This is a genomic window from Dyella sp. A6 (assembly GCF_036320485.1).
Lineage (GTDB): Bacteria > Pseudomonadota > Gammaproteobacteria > Xanthomonadales > Rhodanobacteraceae > Rhodanobacter_A > Rhodanobacter_A aluminiiresistens.
In genome coordinates, this window is the sequence record NZ_CP132911.1 from 1,355,042 (window position 1) to 1,378,136 (window position 23,095).

Consider the following 23,095-nt stretch of genomic DNA (forward strand, 5'->3'; position numbering starts at 1 on the left):
CCGGCGCCCCGCGCATGGGCTACAAAACCGTCATGTCCCGAATCCTGCTTGCCGACGACGACCGTGCCCTGTGCGAGCTGCTCGCCGATTACCTGCGCCGCGAAGGTTATGAAGTGGACGTAGTGCACGATGGTGAGGCCGCGTTGGCACGCCTGCGCGATCCGTCGCTGCGTCCCGAGCTGCTGATCCTCGACGTGATGATGCCCGGCCGTGATGGCCTGGATACATTGCGTGAGCTGCGCGTGCAGTCACACCTGCCGGTGATCATGCTGTCCGCGCGCGGCGAGCCGGTGGACCGGGTGGTGGGCCTGGAGCTGGGTGCTGACGACTACCTGTCCAAACCCTGCCTGCCGCGCGAATTGCTGGCGCGCGTGCGGGCACAGTTGCGCCGGACCGCACCGGCGACCACCGGTTCGTTGCAGGTGGGTTCGCTGCTGCTGCAGCCGGGGGAGCGTCGCGCCAGCGTCGAGGGGCAGGAGTTGCCACTCACCGGTGCCGAATTCCTGTTGCTGCAGGCACTGGCCCAGCGCGCCGGCGAACTGGTCGACAAGGCCACGCTGACGCGGCTGGCGCTGGGGCGCGAGCTGGAACGTTTCGATCGCAGCATCGACGTGCACGTCAGCCGTTTGCGTCACAAGCTGGCCGAAGCCTCGGAGCGGGCGCCTCGTATCGATGCCGTGCGCGGTGCTGGCTACGTGCTGGTGGCGGGGGCGGCATGAATCCCTTCAAGAGCTCGCTCTACTGGCGCGTGCTGCTGTCGTTCTGCGCGGTCAACTTGGTGGTGCTGATCGCGGGCGGCTACCTGGCCCAGCGTTTCATCGCCTACACCACCGCAGTGGAAATCGACTGGAGCGCGCTGGCGACGTCGGCGGACCAGGCCTACGAGCAGGGCGGCCACGCGGGACTGGACCAGTGGGTGCTCAGGCAGCGGCATGAAGGCGTCGAGGCCACTCTTTTCGAGAATGGACGGCCGCTGCACCCGATCCGCTTGCCGCCATCGATCTGGCGTTCGTTGCCGGCGATGCTCGCGGCCGACCGCGGCATCGTGTTCCGGCCCTGGCACAACCTGCGCCTGTACGTCTCGGTGCAGCCGGTGACCGGCACGGATGGACAGCTGCGCCAGCTGGTGGCGATCAGTCGTTCGCACACGCGGCTGCGGCCGCATACGCGCGCGATCATCCTTTTCGGCGTGCAACTGCTGTTGTCGCTGCTCTTCATCGGTCTGGTCGGCTGGTGGGTGGCGCGCAGCGTGGCGCGTCCGGTGCAGGCACTGCGTGCCACCGCGCGACGCATGGCCGCCGGCGATCTTTCTGCGCGGGTCAATCATCGCGACCCCACGCGGCGCGACGAGCTGGCCCAGCTCGCCGGCGACTTCGACGCCATGGCCGAGCGCATCGAGGCGCTGGTGGCGCACGACCGGCGTGTCCTGCAGGACCTGTCGCACGAACTGCGTTCGCCGCTGGCACGGCTGCAGCTGATCATCGACCTGGCCCAGCGCAGCAACAGTCCCGACGAAGCCGCGCGCTACTTCCGGCAGGGCGAACAGGAAATCGTGCGGCTGGATCGCATGGCCGGCGAAATGCTGGCCCTGTCGCGGCTGGAGGGCGGGTTGCCCGGGATGGAACGCGAGCCGGTGGATGTGGCCGAACTGTTTCGCGACTGCGTGGCGCGTGCGCAACTGGAAGCGGGCGAGCGAGATATCCAGCTGCGGCTGGAGGCGCCAGAGTCGGCGGTCGTGTCGGGCAGTGCGCTGCTGCTGGAGCGGGCGCTGGACAATCTGGTGTCGAACGCGATCAAGTTCAGCCCCGACGGCGGCGTGATCGAACTGGCCGCGCACTGCGGTGCCGCCCAGGTGATGCTCTCGGTACGCGACCACGGTCCGGGTGTGCCGGCGAAGGAGCTGGAGGCGCTGTTCCGGCCGTTTTTCCGGGGCAGCAACGCGGCGCGTGCCGATGGCCACGGACTGGGCCTGGCGATCGTGCAGCGCGTCGCCCGGGTGCATGGCGGCAACGTGCACGCTGAGAATGCCGATGATGGCGGACTGGACGTGCGCCTGGATCTGCCGCTGGCCGGTATGCCTCCTTTGGAGTGACGCAACGCGTCTGCCCGGTCGAGACACGCAGTAACCATTCGTCTTCTCTTGCATGGGGATGCCGCTCGTCAGGGTGCCGTCCGGCATCTGTCGCTGCGCGACGGTGGGCGTTAGCGTGGTATCACCATGTGACGCGTTCGCATGGCCCAGCGGATCGTCTTACCAGTCCGTATCGCAAGGGAATCCCGATATGCACGGATCTTTCGCTCGAAAAAGCGGCTTGGCATGGGCTCTCGGCTTTGGTTTCAGCGCCGCTGCCATTGCATCCACAGGGCCAGTGTTGGCAGCGCCGAAAATTTTCGCACCCGGTGTCATCTCCGGTCCGGCCAACGATGGGTCGCCCACCTTCAGCCCGGACGGCAATACGCTGTTTTTCACGCGAAGCGGCGCCGGCGGCGGCATGATCATGGAGTCGCACCGGGTAGACGGTCACTGGACAGCACCGGTCATCGCGCCGTTCTCGGGGACCTGGCCGGATCTCGCGCCCGAGATTTCGCCAAACGGCAAGTACCTGATCTATGTTTCTATTCGCCGCACGGCCAGCAAGCCTGCACGGCAGCAGGTCGGCCTGTGGAGGGTGAACCGTATCGGCTCTGGCTGGAATCGCTGGAGCACGCCCAAGCGCTTGCCAACGGCGGTCAACATCAGCGATGCGGTCTGGAAGGCCAGTGTGACAAGCGACGGCAGCATCTATTTTCTGTCGATCGACCCGGGCAAGGGCAAGCGCCTGTATGTGTCGCACTTTAGGCATGGCGCCTACCAGCCGGCGCAGCCTTTGTCTTTCAGCCACTACGGCGATGACGACGTTGATCCCGAGGTTGCGCCGGACGGCTCGTTCATGCTGTTCGCCAGCGACCATCGATTGCCTGGCGACAGTAAGGATCACCTTTTCATCGTGTTTCGCCATGGGCATCGCTGGGGGACGCCGCATGCCATCCGTTATGCCGGTGATGAAGCTCGCGGTTTCAGCACCGACTACCTGCCGCATCTCGCGCCGGACCATCGCACGCTTTACTTCGCCAGCGACCGTACCGCGGAGGTGGCGCATTACCCGCACACGCCGGCACAGGCACGCGCATACCTGCGCCGTATCGAGCAGTGGGACAACGGTAATCTGAACGCGTGGTCTGTCTCGCTCGTACCGTGGCTGGATGCGCGGAAGTCGGCCGAATAGGCGTGCTCGACATGAATCGGTTCGATACTTTTTAGGTATCGAACGGATTGTTTTGCGTTATCGATCGTCTCGTCTATCAGGTCTAAGCTTTACAGCTTCGGTGACTTCCGGTTCGGTGACATGAAGGCGATGGATGGTTCGGCAGCCATGCGCATGGCTGCGGTAACGACGGATGCAGACGAGCGGATCCGTCACGGCACGCCGGCGTTTCGGCGCACCAACCTGGCATTGTTCGCCGCCGGGTTCAGCACGTTCAGCCTGCTGTATTGCGTGCAGCCGCTGATGCCTGCCTTCAGCCACGCCTACGGCGTGAATGCGGCGGCCAGCGCCTTGTCGCTGTCGCTGACCACCGGCGTGCTGGCGTTCGCGATGTTGTTCATGGGCGGGGTTTCCGATGCGCACGGACGCAAGCCGGTGATGGTGCTGTCGCTGCTGGTGTCGTCGGTGTTGGTGCTGTTGAGCGCATCCGTGCCTGGCTGGCATGCCCTGCTGGCCCTGCGCATGCTGCTGGGGCTGACCCTGAGCGGCGTGCCGGTTGTGGCGATGACCTATCTGGGCGAGGAGGTCCATGCCGAGTCGCTGGGGCTGGGCATGGGGCTCTACATCAGCGGCAATGCCGTGGGCGGCATGAGCGGTCGGTTGATCGCTGGCGTGCTGGCCGACTTCTTCGGCTGGCGCGTCGGCATGGGGGCGGTCGGCGTGCTGGGCCTGTTGGTGGCATTGATGTTCTGGCGTGCGTTGCCGCCGTCGCGTCATTTCGTGGCACAGCCGTTGAGCTGGCGTGGCCTGGCCGGACGCTTTGCCGGCATATTCCGCGACCGCGGCCTGCCGTGGCTGTTCGCCGAGGGCTTCCTGCTGCTGGGTGCCTTCGTCACCGTCTACAACTATCTCGGCTACCGCCTGCTGGCGCCGCCGTTCAACCTCAGCCAGGCGGTGGTCGGGCTGGTCTTCGGCATCTACCTGATCGGAACCTTCAGCTCGACCTGGATGGGACATCTGGCTGGCCGGCTGGGTCGGCGCAAGGTGCTGTGGACGACGTTCGCGCTGATGCTGGCCGGCCTGCTGCTCACCCTGGTCGATTCGCTGTGGTTGATTCTGCCCGGCATCGTGGCGGTGACCTTCGGCTTTTTCGGCGGCCACTCCATCGTCAGCAGCTGGGTTGGGCGGCGCGGCGGCAAGGCCAAGGCGCAGGCATCGTCGATGTACCTGTTTGCCTACTACATGGGTTCCAGCGTGGCCGGTGCCAGTGGCGGGCTGTTCTACGCGGCGCATGGCTGGGATGGTGTAGCGGCCTTCATCGGCGTGCTGATGCTGGCCGGTCTGCTGATTGCCCTGGGCCTCACCCGCCTGCCGCCGCTGGTCAACGTGGCGACCCCGCCCACGCCGATGAGCAAAGGCGCGATGCCGTAAATTGAGGGATGTCTGGCTACCTGGCCTGACGTCCGCCAACCAGCAGTTGCACGAAGCGTTGTACCGCGGGTGCGCGCTCGTCGCGCCGGTGCGTCACGTGGATTTCCGACATCGACGACGGATCGGCCAGCGGCACGTAGCTGACACCTTCGACGCGGATGTGCTCGCACGAGGCGGGCAGGATCGACACCCCCAGCCCGGCCGCCACCAGCCCCACGATGGTGGAGGCTTCGCGTGCTTCCTGCGTCACCCGCGGCGTGAAACCGGCCTGGCGGCACAGGGCGATCACGTGGTCGTGGATGCCGGCGCCGGCACTGCGCGCGAATACCACGAATGGCTCCTGCGCCAGCACGGCGGTGCGCAGCTTGTGGCGGGCGCCGGCGCCCTGCAGCGCGGGATGGCTGGAACGCACGACGGCCACCAGCGGATCGCGGAACAGGCGCCGCGAGACCAGCGCATCGGGCAGAGTGGTGCCTCGCACGATACCGATCTGCAGGCGGCGGTCGAGTAGTGCGTCGATCTGCTGCAGCGAGTTCATTTCCTCCAGCTGCAGCTGCACATCGGGCAGGGCCTGACGGAACGCGAGGATGGCCCGCGGGATATGGCCGGACAGCGGCGTGGAGCGCGTCATGCCGATACGCAGTTCGCCGGTTTCGCCACGCTGCGCGCGTTGCGCCAGGTCGGCTGCGCGCTCGGTATGCGCCAGGATCTCGCGTGCCTCGGCAAGAAACAGGCGTCCGGCCTCGGTCAGTCGCACGCGCCGGTTGGTGCGCTCCAGCAGGCGCGCGCCGACGATTTCCTCGAGCTGGCGGATCTGCTGGCTGAGCGGCGGTTGCGACATGCCCAGGCGTTCCGCCGCGCGGCCGAAGTGCAGCTCGTCGGCGACGGCGATGAAGTAGCGCAGGTGACGGAGCTCGAGGTTCATGCCGCTACTTTCGCCGCTTGGCCCGGCCGGCTCAAGCACCGGTCGGGCTTCGTGGCGCGGCTCAGCGGTCGACCGGCTTGAGCATGTCTTCGACGTCGCGGTAGTTGCCGTCGTTGGGACGCGCCGGGATGCCGAGCAGGTGGGTCATCAGCGGATAGACGTCCACGTTGGGGAAGGCGTGGAAACGGATGCCTTCGCGGAAGTCCGGCCCGTGCGCGATGAACAGGGCCTGCATGCGCGGGTCGGCGTTGTCGTAGCCGTGGTCGCCGACGCTGATGCGACCCTGGTGGGTGGCGTTGTAGCGCGTGGTGGTGATGCGCCAACCCACGTCGGCCAGGCAGACCAGCTGCGGTACGCGCGCGTTGTGGCCGTAGTCCAGACGTGCGGGAATGCGCGACTTGTCCCAGCAGTGCATGTGCTGCTGTGGCTGTTGCAGCGTGTGTTCGATGGCGGCGAACGCGTGCAGGTGTCCGGGCTTGGGATCGAAGCCGGCCACGATGCCCATGGTTACCGTATGCACGTCCTGCAGCGGGATCAGCTTGTCCATCATCACGTTGTGGGACAGCGGCACGCTGGCCATGCCGTGGTCGGCGAGCACGATGATGTTCATCCGCCGATACAGGTGGCGCTGCTTCAGCCCGCGCACCAGCCGGGCCAGCGCCGCATCGGTGTCGCGGATGGCGTCGTCCACCTGGGTGGAATGCGGACCGTATCTGTGGCCGGCATGGTCGACTGCGTCGAAGTACAGGGTCAGGAAGGTCGGGCGTCGTGCCGCCGGCTGATCCAGCCAGGCCAACACTTGGTCGACCCGCTGGTCGGCAGTGACGCTGTCGTCGAACGGTTTCCACTGGTCGGGATGGTGGCCATGGATGTCGGCGCCGGAACCCGGCCAGAACATGGTGGCCGTACGCAGGCCGTGGGCGTCGGCGGTTTCCCAGATCGGCGTGGCCTCGTCCCACCACAGGCCGTTGCTGACGGCCTTGCGGTTGCCCAGCGAGAACGCGCCGAGCTTCGGGTCGAACATGGTGTTGTTGACGATGCCGTTGTGGTCCGGGCGCAAGCCGGTGACGATGGTGTAGTGGTTGGGGAAGGTCAGCGACGGGAAGGACGGCTGCATCGAGTCCGCGTGTACGCCGGTCTTCGCCAGCATTCCCAGGGTGGGGCTCAGACCGCGGTCGTAGTAGTCCGCGCGATAGGCGTCAATCGAGATCAGCAGCAGCGGTGCGGGCCTGGGCGCTGCCGATACATGCGTTGCGGCGGACGTGGCCGATGGCGTGGGATGAGTCGTCGGCTTCAGCCCTGCGCAGCCTGTGCCAAGTGCGGCAACGACACACCAGAGCGGCCGGAACGGAAATTTCATGCGGGATATCCGAGGATGATCGAAGGCGTGTCGCCATCATCGCGTATGAAAGGAAACATGACCATGACAACGGTCCGTCATTTCCGCATCCGTCCCGTGCAGGCCGGGTTCGGTGTGCTGGTCATGCTGCTGTCCGGTGCGATCAGCGCGCATGCGCAGAACGTGACCGGACAGGCCGATCAGCGCCAGCGCCTGCAGTACCAGCAGGCCGTCGGCCAGCAGCAGCTCAGCAACCAGCTGCGCGACAACCGGATCAACCAGCAGCTGCAGCAGCGCATCTCCGACGACAACAAGCGCCCCTATGCCGGCAATTCGTCCATCACCGGCCAGATCCGCCAGGCCGACAAGGCTCGCCAGCAACGCTTCGAAGCCCATCAGCAGGATCTGCTGGACAGCTATCGCAGCACCCTGAAGCCACTGCCGCTGCCTGTGCCGCCATCATCCAACGGTAAGCATCGCTGAGGTGCCTCAACCGCACCTGCGGCACCTTGCACGATCAATGCAGTCCTTTGCCTGTTGCCCGCAGCGGCTGATTAGGAGTGTTCGCAATCGGCGCCGCAAACAATTCGGAGTGTTCTGAGAGCATTTTCCGGAGCCATTTCACAGAATGGTTCACAAGGGGCCGACAGGGGTGCGTCCCGGACGATGTGCGCCTAGCTGCGTCAGCCCTTCCAGTTATCCCGCGATCAACGGATTGGTCGAGCCGGTGATTTAACACCGGCGGCAGATTGAAGCGCGCCCCCTTTGTGCTTCTCCTCTGTCGGGATTCCCTTTGATTTTCCCCCTGTCAGGTACTGAATCGCCGTCGTTCGCGACGGCGAAGGGATAAGTGCGGCTCTCGACTTGATCCAGTCCGGCGTGCCGCTCCGAATGGAACGGTGAGGATGCCGAATGAACAGGATTTACAGCAAAGTATGGAGCGCGTCCCTGGGCCACCTGGTGGTGGCCTCGGAACTGGCAAGACGCGGTTCCCCGGATGGCGTACGGACAGGTGCGGATCAGCTTCCAAGATTTGGTCGCCTGGCGTTGGCGTTACTGCTGCTACTCGGTCTTGAGCAGTCCGCACTGGCTGCGCCGCTCCAGACGACCACGACCGGAACGGCCCAGTATTACAGCGCGAACGATGGTGGTACTGCGGGCGGCAACATCAGCAACGACGGCGCTACCGCGACCAATTCGAATGACATCGTCATCGGCAATGGCGCCGGTGTCGGCTTTGTCGCCCAGGGCGTGCCCAGCAGCCGGATCATCGCCGTTGGCTACGGCAAGCTCGACCCGGTCAAGCGTTGCGCCGACACGCTCGAGCGCAAGGCGCTGATCGCCTGCCTGGCACCCAACCGCCGCGTGGTGATTCGGGCGTTCCAGTAAACGCGGCGCAGCGTGCGACTACGGCGCGGCGAACAGGTCGCCTTGTGCGACGCGTGCTTCCAGCGCCAGCAGGAAGCGCTTGGTCGGCAGCCCGCCACCGAAACCGGTGAGGCTGCCGTCGCTGCCGATCACGCGATGGCAGGGCAGCACGATCGGCAACGGGTTGCGCCCGTTCGCCGCGCCCACCGCGCGCACCGCCTGTGGCTGGCCGATGCGCCGCGCGAGTTCGCCGTAACTGAGCGTGGCACCGTAGGGAATGCCGGCCAGCGCCTGCCATACCTCGAGCTGGAACGGCGTGCCCAGCGGATGCAGTGGCAGGTCGAACATCTGCCGTTGTCCGGCGAAATACGCCTCGAGCTGCACACGCGCGAACGCCACCCGTTGCGCATCGCGGACCCAATTCGGCGCCGCCGTCTTGGGGTGGCGTTCGCGTTCGAACCAGACCTGGCGCAGGCCAAGCGGGTCGGCCACCAGCCGCAGCGGGCCGACCGGCGAGGGCATGTCGTCGAACCACACCGGTCCGGCGTCGCGTGCGGCATGCGCTGTCATGCGGAAACCTTTTTCGTGCGGGCGGTGGCGGACACGCCGGCATCGGCGCTGGCGCGCCACAGGTGCATCACCGCGTAGGCGCGCCATGGCCGCCATGCTTCGGCCAGCGTCGACAATGCGCGGGTCGACATGGCTTCGCCATCGGGCGAGGCCGCGCGGCGCAGGATCAGGTCGGCCGCGGGGAAGGCGTCGGGGTGGCTGAGCGCGCGCATCGCCATGTAGTGTGCGGTCCACTCGCCGATGCCGGGCAGCGCCACCCAGCGCTCGACGAAGCGGTCCAGCGGCTGGTCGGCGCGGAAATCCACGCGGCCGTCGAGCAGGGCGCGGGCGATACCGCGAATGGTTGCGGCGCGCGCGGTGGTCACGCCCAGCGCGCGCAGGTCGGCATCGGCCAGCGCGTCCGGGGTCGGAAACAGCCGGGCGAGTCCGGGCGCGGGCGCCTGTGCCAGGGGGCTGCCGTGACGGTCCACGATGCGCGCCGCCAGCGTGCGCGCGGCCGCCACGCTCACCTGCTGGCCGAGCACCGCGCGTACCGCGATCTCGAAACCGTCCCAGCCACCGGGCAGGCGCAGGCCGGGCCGCTTGCGCAGCAGCGGTCGCAACACCGGATGAGTGCCCAGCGTGGCAGCGATCGCGTGCGGGTCGGCGTCCAGGTCGAACATGCGGCGGATGCACGTCACCAGCGGCAGCAGTTGCGCGGGTTGCGCGCCATGCAGTTCCAGCCGCAGTGCATGGCTGCCGTCCGGCCATGCGCCCAGACGCAGCCAGCCCGGTTCCTCGGGCGTGCCGAACACGCGCGTGTAACCGTGGGCATCCACCAGTTCGATGCCGGGCAGGGCGCGCCCCTGCAGAAACGTCAGCAGCGCGGCGAAGTCGTACGGCGGGCGATAGGCCAGCCGCAGCACCAGCGCGCCGCCATCGACCTCATGCGGACGGCGACGCAGCTCGCGCGGAGCGATCCGGTTCGCCTGCGCGAACGCGGCATGAAAGCGGCGCAGGCTGCGGAAGCCGGAGGCCAGCGCCACCTCGGTCACCGGCATCGCGGTCTCGGTCAGCAACTGCTTGGCGAACAGCAGGCGGCGGGTGGTGTGCACGCTGATCGGCGGTGCGCCGAGCCGTTCCACGAACAGCCGCCGTAGCTGGCGCGTACCCACGTTCACCTGTCGGGCCAGGTCGTCCAGCGAGCCTTCGTCCAGCGCGCCGGCCTCGATCAGTTTCAGCGCACGCGCCACCACATGCTCGTCGCGCTGCCATGCCTGGTTGCCGGGCGCCAGTTCCGGCCGGCAGCGCAGGCACGGACGGAAGCCGGCGGCTTCGGCGGCCGCGGCGCTGGCGTAATAGCGGACGTTCGCGCGCCTGGGCGCGGGCGCCGGGCATACCGGGCGGCAGTAGATGCCGGTGCTGGCGACGGCGGTGAAAAACAACCCGTCGAAGCGGGCGTCGCGGCTCAGCCGCGCCTGCTCGCAGGTGCGTTCGTCGGGCAATGCGGCACTGGTTCCAGCGTTCTCCATGGCCACAGGCTAGCACCGCGCCGCAGGGCGGACTCGCCGTTTTCGGACATCAATACCAGGCCCGTCGCTACAGCGATTCGGCGTCCAGCAGCCGCGGTCCGCTGCCGTCCTCGCCGAGCCGGTCGCCGGCATTGCGCAGCGGGCAGTGCTTCAGCGACAGGCAGCCGCAACCGATGCAGCCGGTCAGCTCGTCGCGCAGCTGGGTCAGCCGTTCGATGCGCTGGTCCAGTTCCGCGCGCCAGTGGGTCGACAGGCGTTTCCAGTCCGCCACGTTCGGTGTGCGTTCGTCCGGAAGCTCGGACAACGCCTGCGCGATCGAGGCCAGCGGCAGGCCGGTGCGGTTCGCCACCCGGATCACCGCCAGCCGGCGCAGCACGTCGCGCCGGTAACGCCGCTGGTTGCCCGCATTGCGCCAGCTGCGGATCAGTCCCTTGGTTTCGTAGAAGTGGATCGCCGACACGCTCAGGCCGCTGCGGGCGGCAACCTGGCCCACGCTCAACGATGCCGGATCGGATGGCTTGCCCATGCTTGACCTCAAGTTAACTTGAGGTCGTACCGTGCCGCATGTCGCTCGCCGCGGCAACCCTGTCCGTCATCTGGAGATATGCCCGTGACCCTGTCCGTCGAACATCCGTCGTTGCTGTACCGGCTTGCCGGCGCCTTCCTGCCGCTGCGTGCGCGCGGCATGTTGCTGGACGGTACGGCACATCCACCCCCCACGTTCGGTGCGCGGGCACGGCGGGTGCCGTTGCCGGCACCGTCAGTGGATTTGCACGAAGCCCAGCTTGCGCTGTTCGTCAGCCGGCTCGGGCAGTTGCTCGGCGCCGACGACGAACGCTCGCGGCAACGCCTGGAACGCGACGTGCTGGAACTGGCCGTGCCCCTGCAGGCCGGCGGCCTGTTCGAGGTGATGCGCATTGCCCATCCGCCGCTGGCCGCGATGGTGAGCGACCACCTGGCGGGGCAGGTCTGAGCCGAGGCGCTGCCGATGCCATCACTCAGACGATGACCTGCATTCCTGCCGTCAGCACACACCACGCCACCACCGCCAGGGCGGGCCAGCGCATAAGCAGCATGGCCACGCCGACCAGTGCGATCAGTGCATCCAGCGGTGCATGGATGGCGCTCACTGCCACCGGGTTCACCAGCGCCGCCGCAAGCAGGCCGACCACCACCGCGTTCACTCCCGCCAATGCGCGTGCCGCGGTCGCGCGCCGTGCCAGTGCACGCCAGAACGGCAGCATGCCGGCCACCAGCAGCAGACCGGGCAGGAAGATCGACAACACTGCCACGGTCGCGCCCAATGCGCCGCCCATGCCGGCCGGCAGGCGAGCGCCAAGGAACGACGACAGCGTGAACATCGGTCCCGGCACCGCCTGCGCCGCGCCGTAACCAGTCAGGAAGGTGTTGTTGTCCAGCCAGCCCGGATCGACCACCGATGCCTTCAGCAGCGGTAACACCACATGGCCGCCGCCGAACACCAGCGCCCCGGCGCGGTAGAACGCCGCCGCCACCTGGCCCAGCGGCGGCAGCCCGGGCAAGAACGCCATGCCCAGCCCCAGTGCGAACAGTCCGATCAGCACGCTGCCCGCACGCTTTCCGTAGGCAAGCGCGAACGTCTCGCCGCTGCGTGCCGCTACCTTGCGGCACAGCCATGGCCCCAGCAGTGCCCCCGCTGCCACCAACACCAGTTGCACCCACGGCGTGCCGCTGGCCAGTACCAGCGCGGCAGCGACCAGCGCCATCGCCGCGCGCGACCAGTCCGGCGTCAACCGGCGCGCCATGCCCTGCACGCCGTGCAATACCACGGCCACCGCCACCAGCTTCAGTCCGTGCACCAGCGCATGGCCCCAGATGCCGCCCAGCGATCGGCTGGCCAGTGCGAACCCGAACAGCAGTAGTGCCGAGGGCAGGGTGAAGCCGACGAACGCGGCCACCCCGCCCAGCCAGCCCGCGCGCAGCAGACCGATCGAAAAGCCCAGCTGGCTGCTGGCTGGTCCCGGCAGGAACTGGCACAGCGCCAGCAACTGGCCGAAGTGTTCCTCGTCCAGCCATTGCCGGCGCTGCACGAATGCGCGGCGGAAATAACCCAGGTGCGCCACCGGTCCGCCGAACGAGGTCAGCCCCAGCCACAGGAAAGCGACGGCCACCTCGCCGGCGCGTCCGCGCGTCGTTGTCGTGCTCATGTGCAGGGTCCGGCAGGTGTGGCGTCATCCAGTGCCATGACTGTGGCTGTGCTACTTTTCGCGTGGATCATGGACAAGGGACAGGGACATGACGCGACGTTACTGGGGCTGGATTGTCGCAAGCATTGTGCTGATCGTCTTGGTCAGTGTGATTGCACTGCGATGGAGGACGTTCTTTTCGTCCTCGGGGCCAATGCATGACGCCGGTGTCGAAGCGTCGCCACACAGGAGTATTCGGGTTGCTCCAGCGGCGTTGGGAAGGGCGGCCATGCATCCGGCTGATTCCCGCTTGCATGGTTTTACGCACGCGCAGGTCCATGCTTTTCTGCTTGCGGTACAAAAGGCCAACCAGATCCTGAACCCATTGCAGCGATGCCTGGACTATCCCGATCCGCCGGGTAGTCACTGGTCACCAGCGTCCGTCAAGGCATATTGCCAATACTATCTGCAGTCGACGATTTCGCCCGCCGAGGTGAAGACGCTCATCCGGGGTGGACAGGCGGATGAATTGGATCGACGCCTTGCTGCCGAACTGAATGCGCAGTCCACCCAGCCGCAATCCATAGGTCTGCTGGACCATACGTACTTCAACGCCTTTGACAGCGGATCTTTCGATGACCGCTTGATACTCGATGCCTGGAAGCGAGCTGCGCCGAATAGTGCCTTCGCATACGCGGCAAGTGGTTTCGACTACGTGGCCATGGCAGCCAAGGCGCGTGGCGGCGCCTATATCCAGGACACCCCGCAGAGCAATATCGATGCAATGGATCGTCTTCTGCAGCAGGCAGATATCGATCTGCAGCATGCCATTGCGCTCAATCCAAAGATAACGCCGGCTTATGTCGCCATGATCAAGGCGGGCTCCATGGCGCTTGGCAGGGTTTATGTTGAAAGGGCGGCCAGGCTGGGTTTGACGCAGGCTCCTTCCGATTATGCGATCTACGGCATGTTGACCCATGCCGAGGAGCCGAAGTGGGGTGGTTCGCTGCAGGCCATGAAAGCTGTCGATCAAATGGCCCAGGCACATGTAAAGAGCAATCCGTTGCTGGCGATCATTCACTCGGCAGAGCCGCTGGTCGTGTACGACGTTTGCGACTGCACTGGGTCCGCTAACTGGTCTGCATTCCCTGTCGTATTCGATAACCTTGGCAGCACGCAAGAGTTGTTTGCAGCGGGAGACGCCGCCAGGCGCAATGGTCATTTCGATCTTGCCGCCATCTATCTATCTGAAGGGCTCCGGTTCGTGCCGGATGCGAATGTCGCACATCAACACCGCGATCTCGCGATGATCGCACTGCACGAAACGGATCTGGTGCTGGACGACGCTACGCGATGGATTCAGCAGGTGCCGGACAACCCGTTGGGATACGAAGTGCGCAGCTTTGCTTACTCGGTCAAGGGTGATCAAGCACATGCCATCAGCGACCTGCAACAAGCGCTCGTCGTCGATCCCGGCGATTTTTCCGCGCTTGTGCAGTTGTCGCAGAAATACTCCGATGCCGGCGAGTGGAGCAATGCGCTACGCGTTTCGGACGAGATGATTCGAACCCATCCCGAGGATTCGTACAGTTGGGTGGTGCGTGCGATGGCGCAGCGACAAATGAATAGTCCGGGCCTGGAAGACACAGCGCGCTATTTCCTGACGCACTTCGGCAATCAACCCGGTCAGCAACAGTACGCGACGATGATGCGTGCCATGTTGGCCGAGTTGTCGACCGAGCAGGGGATGGCTCCCGGAAAAAAGGTATCGAAGTCGCATGCGCCCAACCGCTGAGCCATGTGTTGACGGGGTCCGGGGCGCCTACCAACGCGCTATTACGGCATGTTGCAATGCAAGGCATTTGCCTCCTGTCCGGCACGGTGACGGGCCGTATACTCCGGGTCTGTCTAACGGAGATCTGCCATGAACGCCCCCACCCGTATCGACACCACGCGCACCATCCGCGCGCCCCGTGGTACCGAGCTTTCGTGCAAGAGCTGGCTGACCGAGGCGCCGTTCCGCATGCTGCAGAACAACCTCGACCCCGAGGTGGCGGAGAACCCGGCGGAACTGGTGGTGTATGGCGGCATCGGCCGCGCCGCGCGCAACTGGGAATGCTTCGACGCCATCCTGCGCAGCCTGCGCGACCTCAACGACGACGAGACCCTGCTGGTGCAGTCGGGCAAGCCGGTGGGCGTGTTCCCCACCCACAAGGACGCGCCGCGCGTGCTCATCGCCAACTCCAACCTGGTGCCGGCGTGGGCCAACTGGGAGCACTTCAACGAGCTCGATAAGAAGGGCCTGATGATGTACGGCCAGATGACCGCGGGCAGCTGGATCTACATCGGCTCGCAGGGCATCGTGCAGGGCACCTACGAAACCTTCGTCGAGATGGGCCGCCAGCACTACGGCGGCAACCTCAAGGGCAAGTGGATTCTCACCGCGGGCCTGGGTGGCATGGGTGGCGCGCAGCCGCTGGCGGCCAGCCTGGCCGGCGCCTGCAGCCTCAACATCGAATGCCAGCAGAGTCGCATCGACTTCCGCCTGAAGACCCGCTACGTGGACGAACAGGCCAGTGACCTCGACGACGCGCTGGCGCGCATCGCCAAGTACACCGCCGCCGGCGAAGCCAAGTCCATCGCGTTGCTGGGCAATGCCGCCGACGTGCTGCCGGAGCTGGTCAAGCGCGGTGTGCGCCCGGACGCCGTCACCGACCAGACCAGCGCGCACGACCCGGTCAACGGCTACCTGCCGCAGGGCTGGACGCTGGCGCAGTGGTTCGAGCGTCGCAAGAGCGACCCGGCCGGCACCGCCAAGGCCGCCAAGCGGTCGATGAAGACCCACGTGGACGCCATGCTGGCCTTCCACGCGCAGGGCATTCCCACCTTCGACTACGGCAACAACATCCGCCAGATGGCCAAGGACGAAGGCTGCACCGACGCCTTTGCCTTCCCCGGCTTTGTGCCCGCCTTCGTGCGTCCGCTGTTCTGCCGCGGCGTCGGCCCGTTCCGCTGGGTCGCGCTCAGCGGCGACCCGGAAGACATCTACAAGACCGACCAGAAAGTGAAGGAGCTGATCCCCGACGATGCCCACCTGCACAACTGGCTGGACATGGCCAGGGACCGCATCAGCTTCCAGGGCCTGCCCGCGCGCATCTGCTGGGTCGGCCTGGGCCAGCGGCACAAGCTGGGGCTGGCCTTCAACGAGATGGTGCGCAACGGCGAACTGAAGGCGCCGGTGGTGATCGGGCGCGATCATCTGGATTCGGGGTCGGTGGCGTCACCCAACCGGGAGACGGAGGCGATGAAGGACGGCAGCGATGCGGTGTCGGACTGGCCGCTGCTCAATGCGATGTTGAACGTGGCCGGTGGGGCGACGTGGGTGTCGCTGCATCACGGTGGCGGTGTGGGTATGGGGTATTCGCAGCACTCCGGGGTGGTGATTGTGTGCGACGGGTCCGAGGAAGCTGACAAGCGGATTGGCCGGGTGCTTTGGAATGATCCGGGGACCGGGGTGATGCGGCATGCGGATGCGGGGTATGACATTGCGGTCGAGTGTGCGCGGGAGCAGGGGTTGAAGTTGCCGATGATCTGAGTGGGTTTGAATCCCACTCTCTCAACTAGATGCCCATAAGCCCGTGGGAAGTTTGAGTAGACCTAGAACTTCCCCGCTTTCTTAACTTATTTTGTTAGGCCTTCTCGCTCAGAATGTTTCAAACGAATCTTTCTGAGGGGCGCACTGAGTAGGTGCGACGCCCCCCCGGTTTTGAGTAGCACGGCCGTTTGGAGTCCAATCCCCCAACCGAAGGAGATTGGACGTGAAGAAGCGCTTTTCCGAAGAACAGATCATCGGCTTCCTGCGCGAGGCGGATGCCGGCCTGCCGATCAAGGAGCTGTGCCGCAAGCACGGCTTCAGCGAGGCCTCCTACTACCTGTGGCGCAGCAAGTTCGGCGGCATGAGCGTGCCGGACGCCAAACGCCTGAAGGAGCTGGAGACGGAGAACACGCGGCTGAAGAAGCTGCTGGCTGAGCAGATGCTTGAGAACGAGGTGATCAAGGACGTCCTGCGAAAAAAACCGTAGGCGCACCGGCCCGACGCGCGTTGGTGCGCCAGATGATCGACAAGGGGCTGAGCGAGCGGTGCGCGTTGCGCGTGGTGGGCATGAGCGCCAGCGCGTACCGCTATCAGGCGCAGCCGGACCGCAACGTGGTGCTGCGACGGCGGATCGTGGAGCTGGCGCAGCGGCACAAGCGCTACGGCGTGGGGATGATCCACCTGAAGCTTCGGCAGGAGAGCGGCGAGCCGGTGAACTACAAGCGTGTGGAGCGGTTGTATCGGGAGGAGCGGCTGCAGGTGCGCCGGCGTAAGCGGAAGAAGGTGCCGGTGAGCGAGCGGCAGCCGCTGTGTCGTCCATCGGCGCCCAACGAGGTGTGGTCAATGGACTTCGTGTTCGATCGCACCGCCGACGCCCGCGTCCTCAAGTGCCTGACCATCGTCGACGACGCCACCCATGAATCGGTCGGCATCGAGGTCGAACGAGCCATCTCCGGGATCGGCGTGACGCGCGTGCTGGATCGCCTGGGGCTGATTCGCGGCTTGCCCAAGACGATCCGCACCGACAACGGCAAGGAGTTCTGCGGCAAGGCGATGGTCGCCTGGGCGCACGAGCACGGTGTGCAGCTGCGCCTGATCGAACCGGGCAAACCGAACCAGAACGCCTACATCGAATCATTCAACGGCCGCCTGCGCGACGAATGCCTCAACGAACACTGGTTTCCCAGCCTGCTGCACGCCCGCACCGAGATTGAACGCTGGCGGCGGGAATACAACGAGGAGCGACCGAAGAAGGCGTTGGGCGGGCTGACACCGGCCGCCTACGCGAAGCAGTTAAAGTAATTCCGGACTCTAAACCGACCCGCTACTCAAAGCGGGGGGACGTCGGGTGGTCAGAAATCCTGGCCGTACTGCGCCTATAGTGCGAACGGTTTAGACGCAAAGCAGAGCTATTCAGGGGGGGGCGGTGAAAGTCATCAGCTTGATCAACATGAAGGGGGGCGTTGGCAAGACGACACTTGCCGTCAACATTGCTGATTGCCTGACGAGACAGCACGGTGCGTCAGTGTTGATGTTGGATGTGGATCCACAGTTCAACGGCACGCAGTGTCTTATGACGCCGGAGGACTACGTTGCGCATCGAACGGCGGGCAAGGACACCATGCTTGACTTGTTCGATAGGAAACGAGTTAAGGCATCTACTGTGCAAGGTTCGGCGGAAGTCAAGCCCAAGACGCTTGATGAAATTGAACTCATAGAGGCCCGAGGCAACTTCTACTTGCTCCCCGGGAGCCTCGACCTCTACCGGCTAGAGATGGCGCCCGGAGAGGGGCGGGAGAATCGCATCAAAGCCTACTTGTCAGCGATTTCTGCAGATGCCGACTATGACTACGTCGTTATCGACACACCGCCGACGCCTTCAGTCTGGATGACTAGTGCGCTCATAGCCAGCGATTACTACTTGATTCCGGTTCGCCCTGATCCTCTGTCTTTGACGGGCCTCGACCTTTTGAAAAGTGTCGTGGAAGACCGCAGGGAGAACTATGGGCTGTCGGTGCGATGCGCGGGTGTCGTCCTGACGATGACTAGGCAAGGCACTAATGTTCTCAGTGATGCTCGGGCTTACCTCTCCGGCGATAGCTACTGGAAAGACAAGGTCTTCACTACTGACGTGCCGCAGCGGGTGAAGTTTGCAAAGCAGCAGCTGGAGAATATTTTCATGCTTGACTCCGATGCTCCAGACATGAAAACAGCGATAATCAGCGTGACCAACGAGTTGGTGGTAAGGACTGCGTGATGGCGACGAAGAAGACAACCCGATCAGAAACCGAGGTGGCACTAAAGACGCTTGACCTGCTCCAAGAGCTTGTGTGGGCCATTCGCTCAAGAGAGGCGAATGAGCTTTCTAGCGGCGTGTCGTACCTCCGGAACCTCACGCTGCAGGAAAAGATGGAGAGGCGGAAATCGGAAAAGGGCTCCAAGGCGTCGCTTGTCGATAGGCGTCGCGACCTAAAAGCTCTAGTCGGATCGATGTCCCTCGTTCTTGCTGACGCTGAGCTGTTTCCTTCAAACGAGGACATCGCCAAGTTTGCGGAGGAAGCGTTGCGGATTCCCATTTCGAGGTGGGAGAAGCGTTCCCGCTACGAAATGATCGGTATGTTGGTCATGGAGTCGATGAGCGCGAGTCCTGCTCGGTTGAGGGAGGTGGCCGGTCTGCTAAATAAGATCAGCGAGGAGTCTGATTCGATGGATGAGATCAAGAGGAGCGCTCGTCAAACAGGATTCTCTTGGAACGAGGCTATTCGCAAGCTGTCGACATCCGTTGAATGAATGCGGCAACAAAACAGGATTTTGGGGCGTTTCTTGCCTACATTGATAGCTACTCTCTGAGTGCTGTCGGGCACGATCCCGCTAAAGTCGCGCACGTAAGATTGGCTCATGCGCAGTTTCTGGCGCTACTCACCATAGCCGCCGAGCTACTCTCGGATTCGGGTTCGGTGCGCGATGAGTTTGAGTCGTCGTATGGTGAGGCCGGAAAACGCTACTTCGGCGAGGTCGTTTCCGATTGCTCAGAGTTCGTCATGTGCATGTTGCAGGGGCTTTGCCGTTCGGCTGGTGGAACGCTGCGGTCAGGGATTGAATCCTACTTGAAAGCATTCTCAGCTGTTGAGAAGCCATCGATTCTTCAACGCACATCGGTGCCAGATGTATTCAACGATGCTGCTGGAACATTTTTCTTCTCAACTGTAGTGGGTAAGAAGGTTCTCGGCGACCTCAAAACGGTTTACGGCGAACTGAACTACTATGTTCATACCGTTTCGCCAGCGCAAATGTTTGGTGCGTTGGCTGTCGGTAGTTTCCCCCGCTGGTCTGACAAGAATGAGAGGCTGATTGACTTGTTTGTTCGGACAGTTCGTTTGTTCCTATATGGAGTGATAGGTGCTCGGCGAGACGTCTTTGACCAGTTCGATCATCGCAACAAAGTGATCGTGAACAGGTCGATGACTAGACAGCAGCGCCGGTCGGCGATGGGTGTTGACGACTAAAAGCTAACTGGGTCAGAGCCACTTAATTTCTTTCAGCTAACTGGGTCAGAGTGCACTTTACCCGCTGGTTGGGTTCTTGCGTGGCCGCCCGATCTTGAGCGGTCCGGCCGGCCGGGCGAGCTGGGCCTCGATGGCGGCACGACATCGATGGAATCCAAGCGCATGCTGTCGCTGCAGGTGCTGACAGATGGCTTCGGTGCCCTGTTCGGAGAGTGCGTCAATGATGGTCGGCGCGGGTGAAGAAGTGGAGCTGGCGATCGTTGCCGCGTTGGACGATATGCAGGGGGAATACAGGTAGGTCGATCCGGGGGCGGTGTGCCATGAGCGGCTCCTTGCGAAGGACGCTTACCATGCCGGGTTTCATCGTTCCGTCTGCCGTCGCAGGTTGACGAGACACTCAGGAAAATGCACTCCGTTTCCTGCAGACCCTTTGTGTCGATGTTTCTCGGTGTTGCTGTGTTCTTGGCCTTTTAGCCGAGTCCTGCTTCAAGGTCGTGTAGAGTGCTGTTTCCAAACTCACAGGGAGGAGAGTATGCGCATCTGTCTATTTGCCATGGCGATCTTGTTTTCGGTTGCCGCCTATGGGCAATCCATTTTCAAGTGCAGGCAGCCCAACGGAGTGACGGCGTATCAGGACCACCCGTGTCCTGGCGCGAAGAATAACCACCCGAACATGATCATCAAGCCGCTATCCGGTGATGGTTCGGACCCCGATTCAAGTTCAAGGCTATCTCCCCAGCAGCGAGCGCAGCTGATGGCTGGTCTGGAGCGTTTGCGGGCAGCACTCCAGAAAATCGATACCAGCCGCGCGGCAATGACTCGCTATGAAGCGCAGAGAATGGCGCAGCTTAGACAGCAAGAGCGCCAGCAACAGCTGGATAGGCGTCACGGAGGGACTTGACGCCGAGGCTGCCGTGCGTGTCGCAAGGTGGTGGCCTTGCGCAAGGAAGGCCGCATAAGGGGCGATCAGGCTGCAAGCTGAGGTTTGCGGAAGAACGATGCCCTGTCAGACAGGTGCCACGCCTTACCAGGTCAAGTCGTCCGGCACCTGGAACTGGGCGTAGTAGGCATCGTCTTCGCTGACGGGCGCGTCGGGGTCGCGGCGGCCGTGATCGAGGACGATGGTCTCGGCGTCGCGCTCGTAGATCTTCTCGGCGGCGCTGCGGGGGACCAGTTCGTAGCCCTGGTCGAATCGCGCGATCACCAGGGTGCCGTTGGCCAGCTGGCTGCGCAGGGTTTCGTTCACCAGCAGGCTCTTGATCGCCTTGCCGTCGCTGAAGCGGTAGTCGATCTCGCCGCTGCGCTTGATCTTGTGCGTCTCGACGATCTGGCGGACCTGCGCACGCAGCTCGGCCGCGCGTGCCTGGGCATTGCGCTCGGCAGACAGCGCGCGGTCGCGTTCGGCGCGCTCGGCCTGCAGGCGTTCGACGTCCACGCGCTCCTCGCCCGGCGCCGCCGCTGTCTGCTTCGCGTGCTTCTGCTTGTTCTGCTCGCGCGCCACCTGGTTGACCTTGGCTTTCTTGACCAGGCCGGCCTTGAGAAGTTGATCCTGCAGGGGATTGCGCATGGGCGGAACGTGTCGTGAGTCGGTCCGCCATTGTAGCGCCGGGGCCGGACGGAGCGGTGTCCGGTCCGGCTGACGCCCACGACGCTGGCGGGCACGGGATGCGCGAGGCAGGGCGGGTTGGATGTCCGGCACGGTTTCAACCTGTCGTTGCACCGGCCACGCCCGATGTAGCCGGTCCGTTTACGGCTCCGGCGATAGAGCCGGGCTGCACAGCTCGGCCAGCGACAGGTCGCACAGTTCGCCGATGTGGTCGATGACGCGGTCCGGTGGCGGCTCGATCACCGTATTGCGGACCGCGGCGGCGTAGTGGCCCTGGCGTACGAACACGCTGGTGAGCCGTGTGCCGAGTTCCCGTTTCATCGCGGCCAGCAACTGCGGTTTGTCGTCCACCATCACGTAGTGGTCGGCCGGCAGGCGGTGCTGCACGGCATGCAGCATGCGTTCCTTGTGCACGTAGACCAGCACGCGCCCGTCGACGGCCTGCCACAGGCCCGAGCGCTGGATCTTGCGCGGCTGGAAGATGATGTCGCCGTCGGAAAGGATGCCGGTGGTGCCCAGGCGGCCCAGGTGCGCCAGGGCTTCCAGCGCACGCGGATACAGGCGGTCGGCGAACGGGTAGTCGAGCAGGAAGGCGGACAGCCGCAGCAGGGCTGCTTCGTCGTCGCAGCCTTCGCGGAAGGTCTGCGCGGCGCCCAGGTAGTCGGCATAGCCCAGCTCGGTTCGCCGCGCTTCGTAGATGGCCTGGTAGCGCGCTTGTCCATCCGGGCCGAAGTCGCGTGTCAGGTGCGCGGCCAGGTCGGCGCCGAAGCGGTCGTTGTCCAGCAGGGTATCGTCCACATCGAGCAGGATCACCACCTTCGACGGCGTCGGCCCCTTCGATGACGTCAGCATGCGCGCTGTCCGGTCGATGGCGAGGTCGGACGCGATCTGCGGCTGGACGTGTGGATGTCGGTCATGGGCGCTCCTTTTGCGGCCACCCTAACCGATCGCGGGTGAATGGCGGTCGGCATGCCCGGGCCCGAAGCGGATCAGTGGCCGGGTTCGACGCGATGGACGCGATGCTTTGCAGGACTGATACGTCGACCGGGCATGCGCCTGGACCGCACAGAATTGCCTACCGGGCCGGCCCTTGCCCACCTGCCGCCAGAACGTAGTAGTCTTGCCGGATAGCTGTCGGTCTGACGGCTGTTGGTCGCTGAATCTGGTTCATTCTTGTCCATGTCACGAGCGGCGGAGTGCCGCGTGGTGTCAATCTGACGCAAGGGATGCGCAGTCGGAATGGGGTGCTACATGAACAGTCAGTTGCGCGCGTTGCTCGATCGGTTTGGTGCGATGGAAACACCGGCCTTGTTGTTGCGTTACCGCGCGGGTGGATTGGTCCCGATGGCCGAAGAGGCCCTGCTCGAAGTGCTGTCGGACCGCGGCTACGCCGGCGAGCGATTGCAGAACAGCGTGGCCAGGCTCGACGTGGGGCCGCAGCCGTCACCAGCCTGGCGCATGCCTTCGCATGCCGGGCACTCGCATCAGGCACTGCACGGATTCAACCTGGCACTTTGGCTGCCGGTCGCCCTGGTGGTGGCTTTCGCGGTGCTGCTGGCGATCCGTTTCTGGGCCACCGGCGGCGGCTGATTCGCACGGCTGCGACGGCGGCCCTGCGCAACGTGCTGTCAACGGACTCCGACTGAATCGAAGCGGTTTCTGGCCGGGCTTTGCCGTCCAGGGCAACATGCCCCGTCCGCGCGCCATGCGCGCGCAACCAGCACAAACCCGTGTTACTTCGCCGATAGTGCGATATCCCTGCGCGCCGCACTGGCAACGCATGGCTGAAAGGGTGGCCCGTCAGCGCCGCGTGCTGACAGTTGTCACTGCCGCG

23 protein-coding genes are annotated in these 23,095 nt (G+C 64.6%); 15 read left to right on the forward strand and 8 right to left on the reverse strand.

What is annotated here, in order from left to right:
* Positions 1-32: 32 nt before the first annotated feature.
* The 4 genes from RA164_RS05855 to RA164_RS05870 all read left to right on the forward strand — a co-directional run bounded on the left by RA164_RS05855 (position 33) and on the right by RA164_RS05870 (position 4,676).
* Positions 33-719: a response regulator transcription factor gene (locus RA164_RS05855; protein WP_329743029.1), complete on the forward strand. Its 687-nt coding sequence runs from the start codon at positions 33-35 to the stop codon at positions 717-719.
* The gene (locus tag RA164_RS05860; protein ID WP_329743030.1) at positions 716-2,092 is read left to right on the forward strand and encodes a HAMP domain-containing sensor histidine kinase; all 1,377 of its coding nucleotides are present in this window, start codon (positions 716-718) and stop codon (positions 2,090-2,092) included. The genes RA164_RS05855 and RA164_RS05860 overlap by 4 nt, the downstream gene beginning before the upstream one ends.
* A 52-nt stretch (positions 2,093-2,144) precedes the next feature.
* Positions 2,145-3,266: a TolB-like translocation protein gene (locus RA164_RS05865; protein WP_329743031.1), complete on the forward strand. Its 1,122-nt coding sequence runs from the start codon at positions 2,145-2,147 to the stop codon at positions 3,264-3,266.
* A gap of 129 nt (positions 3,267-3,395) precedes the next feature.
* On the forward strand, positions 3,396-4,676 hold the full coding sequence (locus RA164_RS05870; RefSeq protein WP_329743488.1) for an MFS transporter: 1,281 nt from the start codon (positions 3,396-3,398) through the stop codon (positions 4,674-4,676).
* Between the two features lie 16 nt (positions 4,677-4,692).
* Here RA164_RS05870 and RA164_RS05875 read toward each other — a convergent pair whose 3' ends face one another.
* Both RA164_RS05875 and RA164_RS05880 read right to left on the reverse strand, forming a co-directional pair.
* Positions 4,693-5,601: a LysR family transcriptional regulator gene (locus RA164_RS05875; RefSeq protein WP_329743032.1), complete on the reverse strand. Its 909-nt coding sequence runs from the start codon at positions 5,599-5,601 to the stop codon at positions 4,693-4,695.
* A gap of 61 nt (positions 5,602-5,662) precedes the next feature.
* Entirely contained in the window at positions 5,663-6,961 is a 1,299-nt protein-coding gene (locus RA164_RS05880; protein ID WP_329743033.1) for an alkaline phosphatase family protein, read from the reverse strand.
* A gap of 63 nt (positions 6,962-7,024) precedes the next feature.
* On the opposite strand from RA164_RS05880, the gene RA164_RS05885 reads away from it, so the two are divergent.
* Together RA164_RS05885 and RA164_RS05890 are read left to right on the forward strand one after the other, a co-directional pair.
* Positions 7,025-7,423, forward strand: a complete 399-nt coding sequence (locus RA164_RS05885; RefSeq protein ID WP_329743034.1) for a hypothetical protein — start codon at positions 7,025-7,027, stop codon at positions 7,421-7,423.
* Positions 7,424-7,852: 429 nt separating this feature from the next.
* Entirely contained in the window at positions 7,853-8,329 is a 477-nt protein-coding gene (locus tag RA164_RS05890) for an ESPR domain-containing protein (protein ID WP_329743035.1), read from the forward strand.
* An 18-nt stretch (positions 8,330-8,347) separates the two neighbouring features.
* Here the strand turns inward: RA164_RS05890 and RA164_RS05895 are convergent, their stop codons facing one another.
* The 3 genes from RA164_RS05895 to soxR all read right to left on the reverse strand — a co-directional run bounded on the left by RA164_RS05895 (position 8,348) and on the right by soxR (position 10,915).
* Positions 8,348-8,878 carry a methylated-DNA--[protein]-cysteine S-methyltransferase gene (locus RA164_RS05895; protein ID WP_329743036.1) on the reverse strand — a complete coding sequence of 177 codons (531 nt, stop codon included), beginning with the start codon at positions 8,876-8,878 and terminating at the stop codon, positions 8,348-8,350.
* Complete coding sequence (locus RA164_RS05900) at positions 8,875-10,389, reverse strand: DNA-3-methyladenine glycosylase 2 family protein (protein WP_329743037.1); 1,515 nt, start codon at positions 10,387-10,389, stop codon at positions 8,875-8,877. The genes RA164_RS05895 and RA164_RS05900 overlap by 4 nt, the downstream gene beginning before the upstream one ends.
* A gap of 67 nt (positions 10,390-10,456) precedes the next feature.
* Positions 10,457-10,915 (reverse strand): redox-sensitive transcriptional activator SoxR, encoded by a 459-nt coding sequence (gene soxR / locus RA164_RS05905; RefSeq protein ID WP_329743038.1) that lies wholly within the window; start codon positions 10,913-10,915, stop codon positions 10,457-10,459.
* Positions 10,916-10,999: 84 nt separating this feature from the next.
* On the opposite strand from soxR, the gene RA164_RS05910 reads away from it, so the two are divergent.
* Positions 11,000-11,362: a hypothetical protein gene (locus RA164_RS05910; RefSeq protein ID WP_329743039.1), complete on the forward strand. Its 363-nt coding sequence runs from the start codon at positions 11,000-11,002 to the stop codon at positions 11,360-11,362.
* A gap of 25 nt (positions 11,363-11,387) precedes the next feature.
* Here the strand turns inward: RA164_RS05910 and chrA are convergent, their stop codons facing one another.
* A complete protein-coding gene (gene chrA / locus RA164_RS05915) occupies positions 11,388-12,575 on the reverse strand; it encodes a chromate efflux transporter (protein ID WP_329743040.1) in 1,188 nt (395 codons plus the stop codon).
* Between the two features lie 88 nt (positions 12,576-12,663).
* Here chrA and RA164_RS05920 point away from each other — a divergent pair, with 88 nt between their 5' ends.
* The 7 genes from RA164_RS05920 (at position 12,664) to RA164_RS05950 (ending at position 20,556) form a co-directional block, all read left to right on the forward strand.
* Positions 12,664-14,349, forward strand: coding sequence for a tetratricopeptide repeat protein (locus RA164_RS05920; protein ID WP_329743041.1), 1,686 nt, complete (start codon positions 12,664-12,666; stop codon positions 14,347-14,349).
* A gap of 129 nt (positions 14,350-14,478) precedes the next feature.
* The gene (hutU, locus tag RA164_RS05925; RefSeq protein ID WP_329743042.1) at positions 14,479-16,149 is read left to right on the forward strand and encodes a urocanate hydratase; all 1,671 of its coding nucleotides are present in this window, start codon (positions 14,479-14,481) and stop codon (positions 16,147-16,149) included.
* Between the two features lie 223 nt (positions 16,150-16,372).
* A protein-coding gene (locus tag RA164_RS05930; protein ID WP_412731025.1) for an IS3 family transposase occupies positions 16,373-17,451 on the forward strand; the annotation gives its coding sequence in 2 pieces (ribosomal slippage) (positions 16,373-16,631 and positions 16,631-17,451; 1,080 coding nt in all).
* A gap of 124 nt (positions 17,452-17,575) precedes the next feature.
* Positions 17,576-18,406, forward strand: a complete 831-nt coding sequence (locus tag RA164_RS05935; RefSeq protein WP_329743043.1) for a ParA family protein — start codon at positions 17,576-17,578, stop codon at positions 18,404-18,406.
* A complete protein-coding gene (locus tag RA164_RS05940; protein WP_329743044.1) occupies positions 18,406-18,939 on the forward strand; it encodes a hypothetical protein in 534 nt (177 codons plus the stop codon). Before RA164_RS05935 ends, RA164_RS05940 begins: the two co-directional genes overlap by 1 nt.
* Positions 18,936-19,655, forward strand: coding sequence for a hypothetical protein (locus RA164_RS05945; protein ID WP_329743045.1), 720 nt, complete (start codon positions 18,936-18,938; stop codon positions 19,653-19,655). Before RA164_RS05940 ends, RA164_RS05945 begins: the two co-directional genes overlap by 4 nt.
* A gap of 532 nt (positions 19,656-20,187) precedes the next feature.
* Complete coding sequence (locus RA164_RS05950; protein WP_329743046.1) at positions 20,188-20,556, forward strand: DUF4124 domain-containing protein; 369 nt, start codon at positions 20,188-20,190, stop codon at positions 20,554-20,556.
* 123 nt (positions 20,557-20,679) lie between these two features.
* Here the strand turns inward: RA164_RS05950 and RA164_RS05955 are convergent, their stop codons facing one another.
* Both RA164_RS05955 and RA164_RS05960 read right to left on the reverse strand, forming a co-directional pair.
* Positions 20,680-21,222, reverse strand: coding sequence for a DUF2058 domain-containing protein (locus tag RA164_RS05955; RefSeq protein ID WP_329743047.1), 543 nt, complete (start codon positions 21,220-21,222; stop codon positions 20,680-20,682).
* Between the two features lie 180 nt (positions 21,223-21,402).
* Positions 21,403-22,113, reverse strand: coding sequence for an HAD family hydrolase (locus RA164_RS05960; RefSeq protein WP_329743048.1), 711 nt, complete (start codon positions 22,111-22,113; stop codon positions 21,403-21,405).
* 399 nt (positions 22,114-22,512) lie between these two features.
* On the opposite strand from RA164_RS05960, the gene RA164_RS05965 reads away from it, so the two are divergent.
* Positions 22,513-22,851, forward strand: coding sequence for a hypothetical protein (locus RA164_RS05965; protein ID WP_329743049.1), 339 nt, complete (start codon positions 22,513-22,515; stop codon positions 22,849-22,851).
* The last annotated feature ends 244 nt before the right edge of the window (positions 22,852-23,095 follow it).

Bases quoted from the DNA above. Each gene is read 5' to 3' on its own strand.
- RA164_RS05855 (WP_329743029.1), top strand. From the start codon at position 33: ATGTCCCGAATCCTGCTTGCCGACGACGACCGTGCCCTGTGCGAGCTG.
- RA164_RS05860 (WP_329743030.1), top strand. From the start codon at position 716: ATGAATCCCTTCAAGAGCTCGCTCTACTGGCGCGTGCTGCTGTCGTTC.
- RA164_RS05865 (WP_329743031.1), top strand. From the start codon at position 2,145: ATGGGGATGCCGCTCGTCAGGGTGCCGTCCGGCATCTGTCGCTGCGCG.
- RA164_RS05870 (WP_329743488.1), top strand. From the start codon at position 3,396: ATGGATGGTTCGGCAGCCATGCGCATGGCTGCGGTAACGACGGATGCA.
- RA164_RS05875 (WP_329743032.1), bottom strand. From the start codon at position 5,601: ATGAACCTCGAGCTCCGTCACCTGCGCTACTTCATCGCCGTCGCCGAC.
- RA164_RS05880 (WP_329743033.1), bottom strand. From the start codon at position 6,961: ATGAAATTTCCGTTCCGGCCGCTCTGGTGTGTCGTTGCCGCACTTGGC.
- RA164_RS05885 (WP_329743034.1), top strand. From the start codon at position 7,025: ATGACAACGGTCCGTCATTTCCGCATCCGTCCCGTGCAGGCCGGGTTC.
- RA164_RS05890 (WP_329743035.1), top strand. From the start codon at position 7,853: ATGAACAGGATTTACAGCAAAGTATGGAGCGCGTCCCTGGGCCACCTG.
- RA164_RS05895 (WP_329743036.1), bottom strand. From the start codon at position 8,878: ATGACAGCGCATGCCGCACGCGACGCCGGACCGGTGTGGTTCGACGAC.
- RA164_RS05900 (WP_329743037.1), bottom strand. From the start codon at position 10,389: ATGGAGAACGCTGGAACCAGTGCCGCATTGCCCGACGAACGCACCTGC.
- soxR (WP_329743038.1), bottom strand. From the start codon at position 10,915: ATGGGCAAGCCATCCGATCCGGCATCGTTGAGCGTGGGCCAGGTTGCC.
- chrA (WP_329743040.1), bottom strand. From the start codon at position 12,575: ATGAGCACGACAACGACGCGCGGACGCGCCGGCGAGGTGGCCGTCGCT.
- RA164_RS05920 (WP_329743041.1), top strand. From the start codon at position 12,664: ATGACGCGACGTTACTGGGGCTGGATTGTCGCAAGCATTGTGCTGATC.
- hutU (WP_329743042.1), top strand. From the start codon at position 14,479: ATGAACGCCCCCACCCGTATCGACACCACGCGCACCATCCGCGCGCCC.
- RA164_RS05940 (WP_329743044.1), top strand. From the start codon at position 18,406: ATGGCGACGAAGAAGACAACCCGATCAGAAACCGAGGTGGCACTAAAG.
- RA164_RS05945 (WP_329743045.1), top strand. From the start codon at position 18,936: ATGAATGCGGCAACAAAACAGGATTTTGGGGCGTTTCTTGCCTACATT.
- RA164_RS05950 (WP_329743046.1), top strand. From the start codon at position 20,188: ATGCGCATCTGTCTATTTGCCATGGCGATCTTGTTTTCGGTTGCCGCC.
- RA164_RS05955 (WP_329743047.1), bottom strand. From the start codon at position 21,222: ATGCGCAATCCCCTGCAGGATCAACTTCTCAAGGCCGGCCTGGTCAAG.
- RA164_RS05960 (WP_329743048.1), bottom strand. From the start codon at position 22,113: ATGCTGACGTCATCGAAGGGGCCGACGCCGTCGAAGGTGGTGATCCTG.
- RA164_RS05965 (WP_329743049.1), top strand. From the start codon at position 22,513: ATGAACAGTCAGTTGCGCGCGTTGCTCGATCGGTTTGGTGCGATGGAA.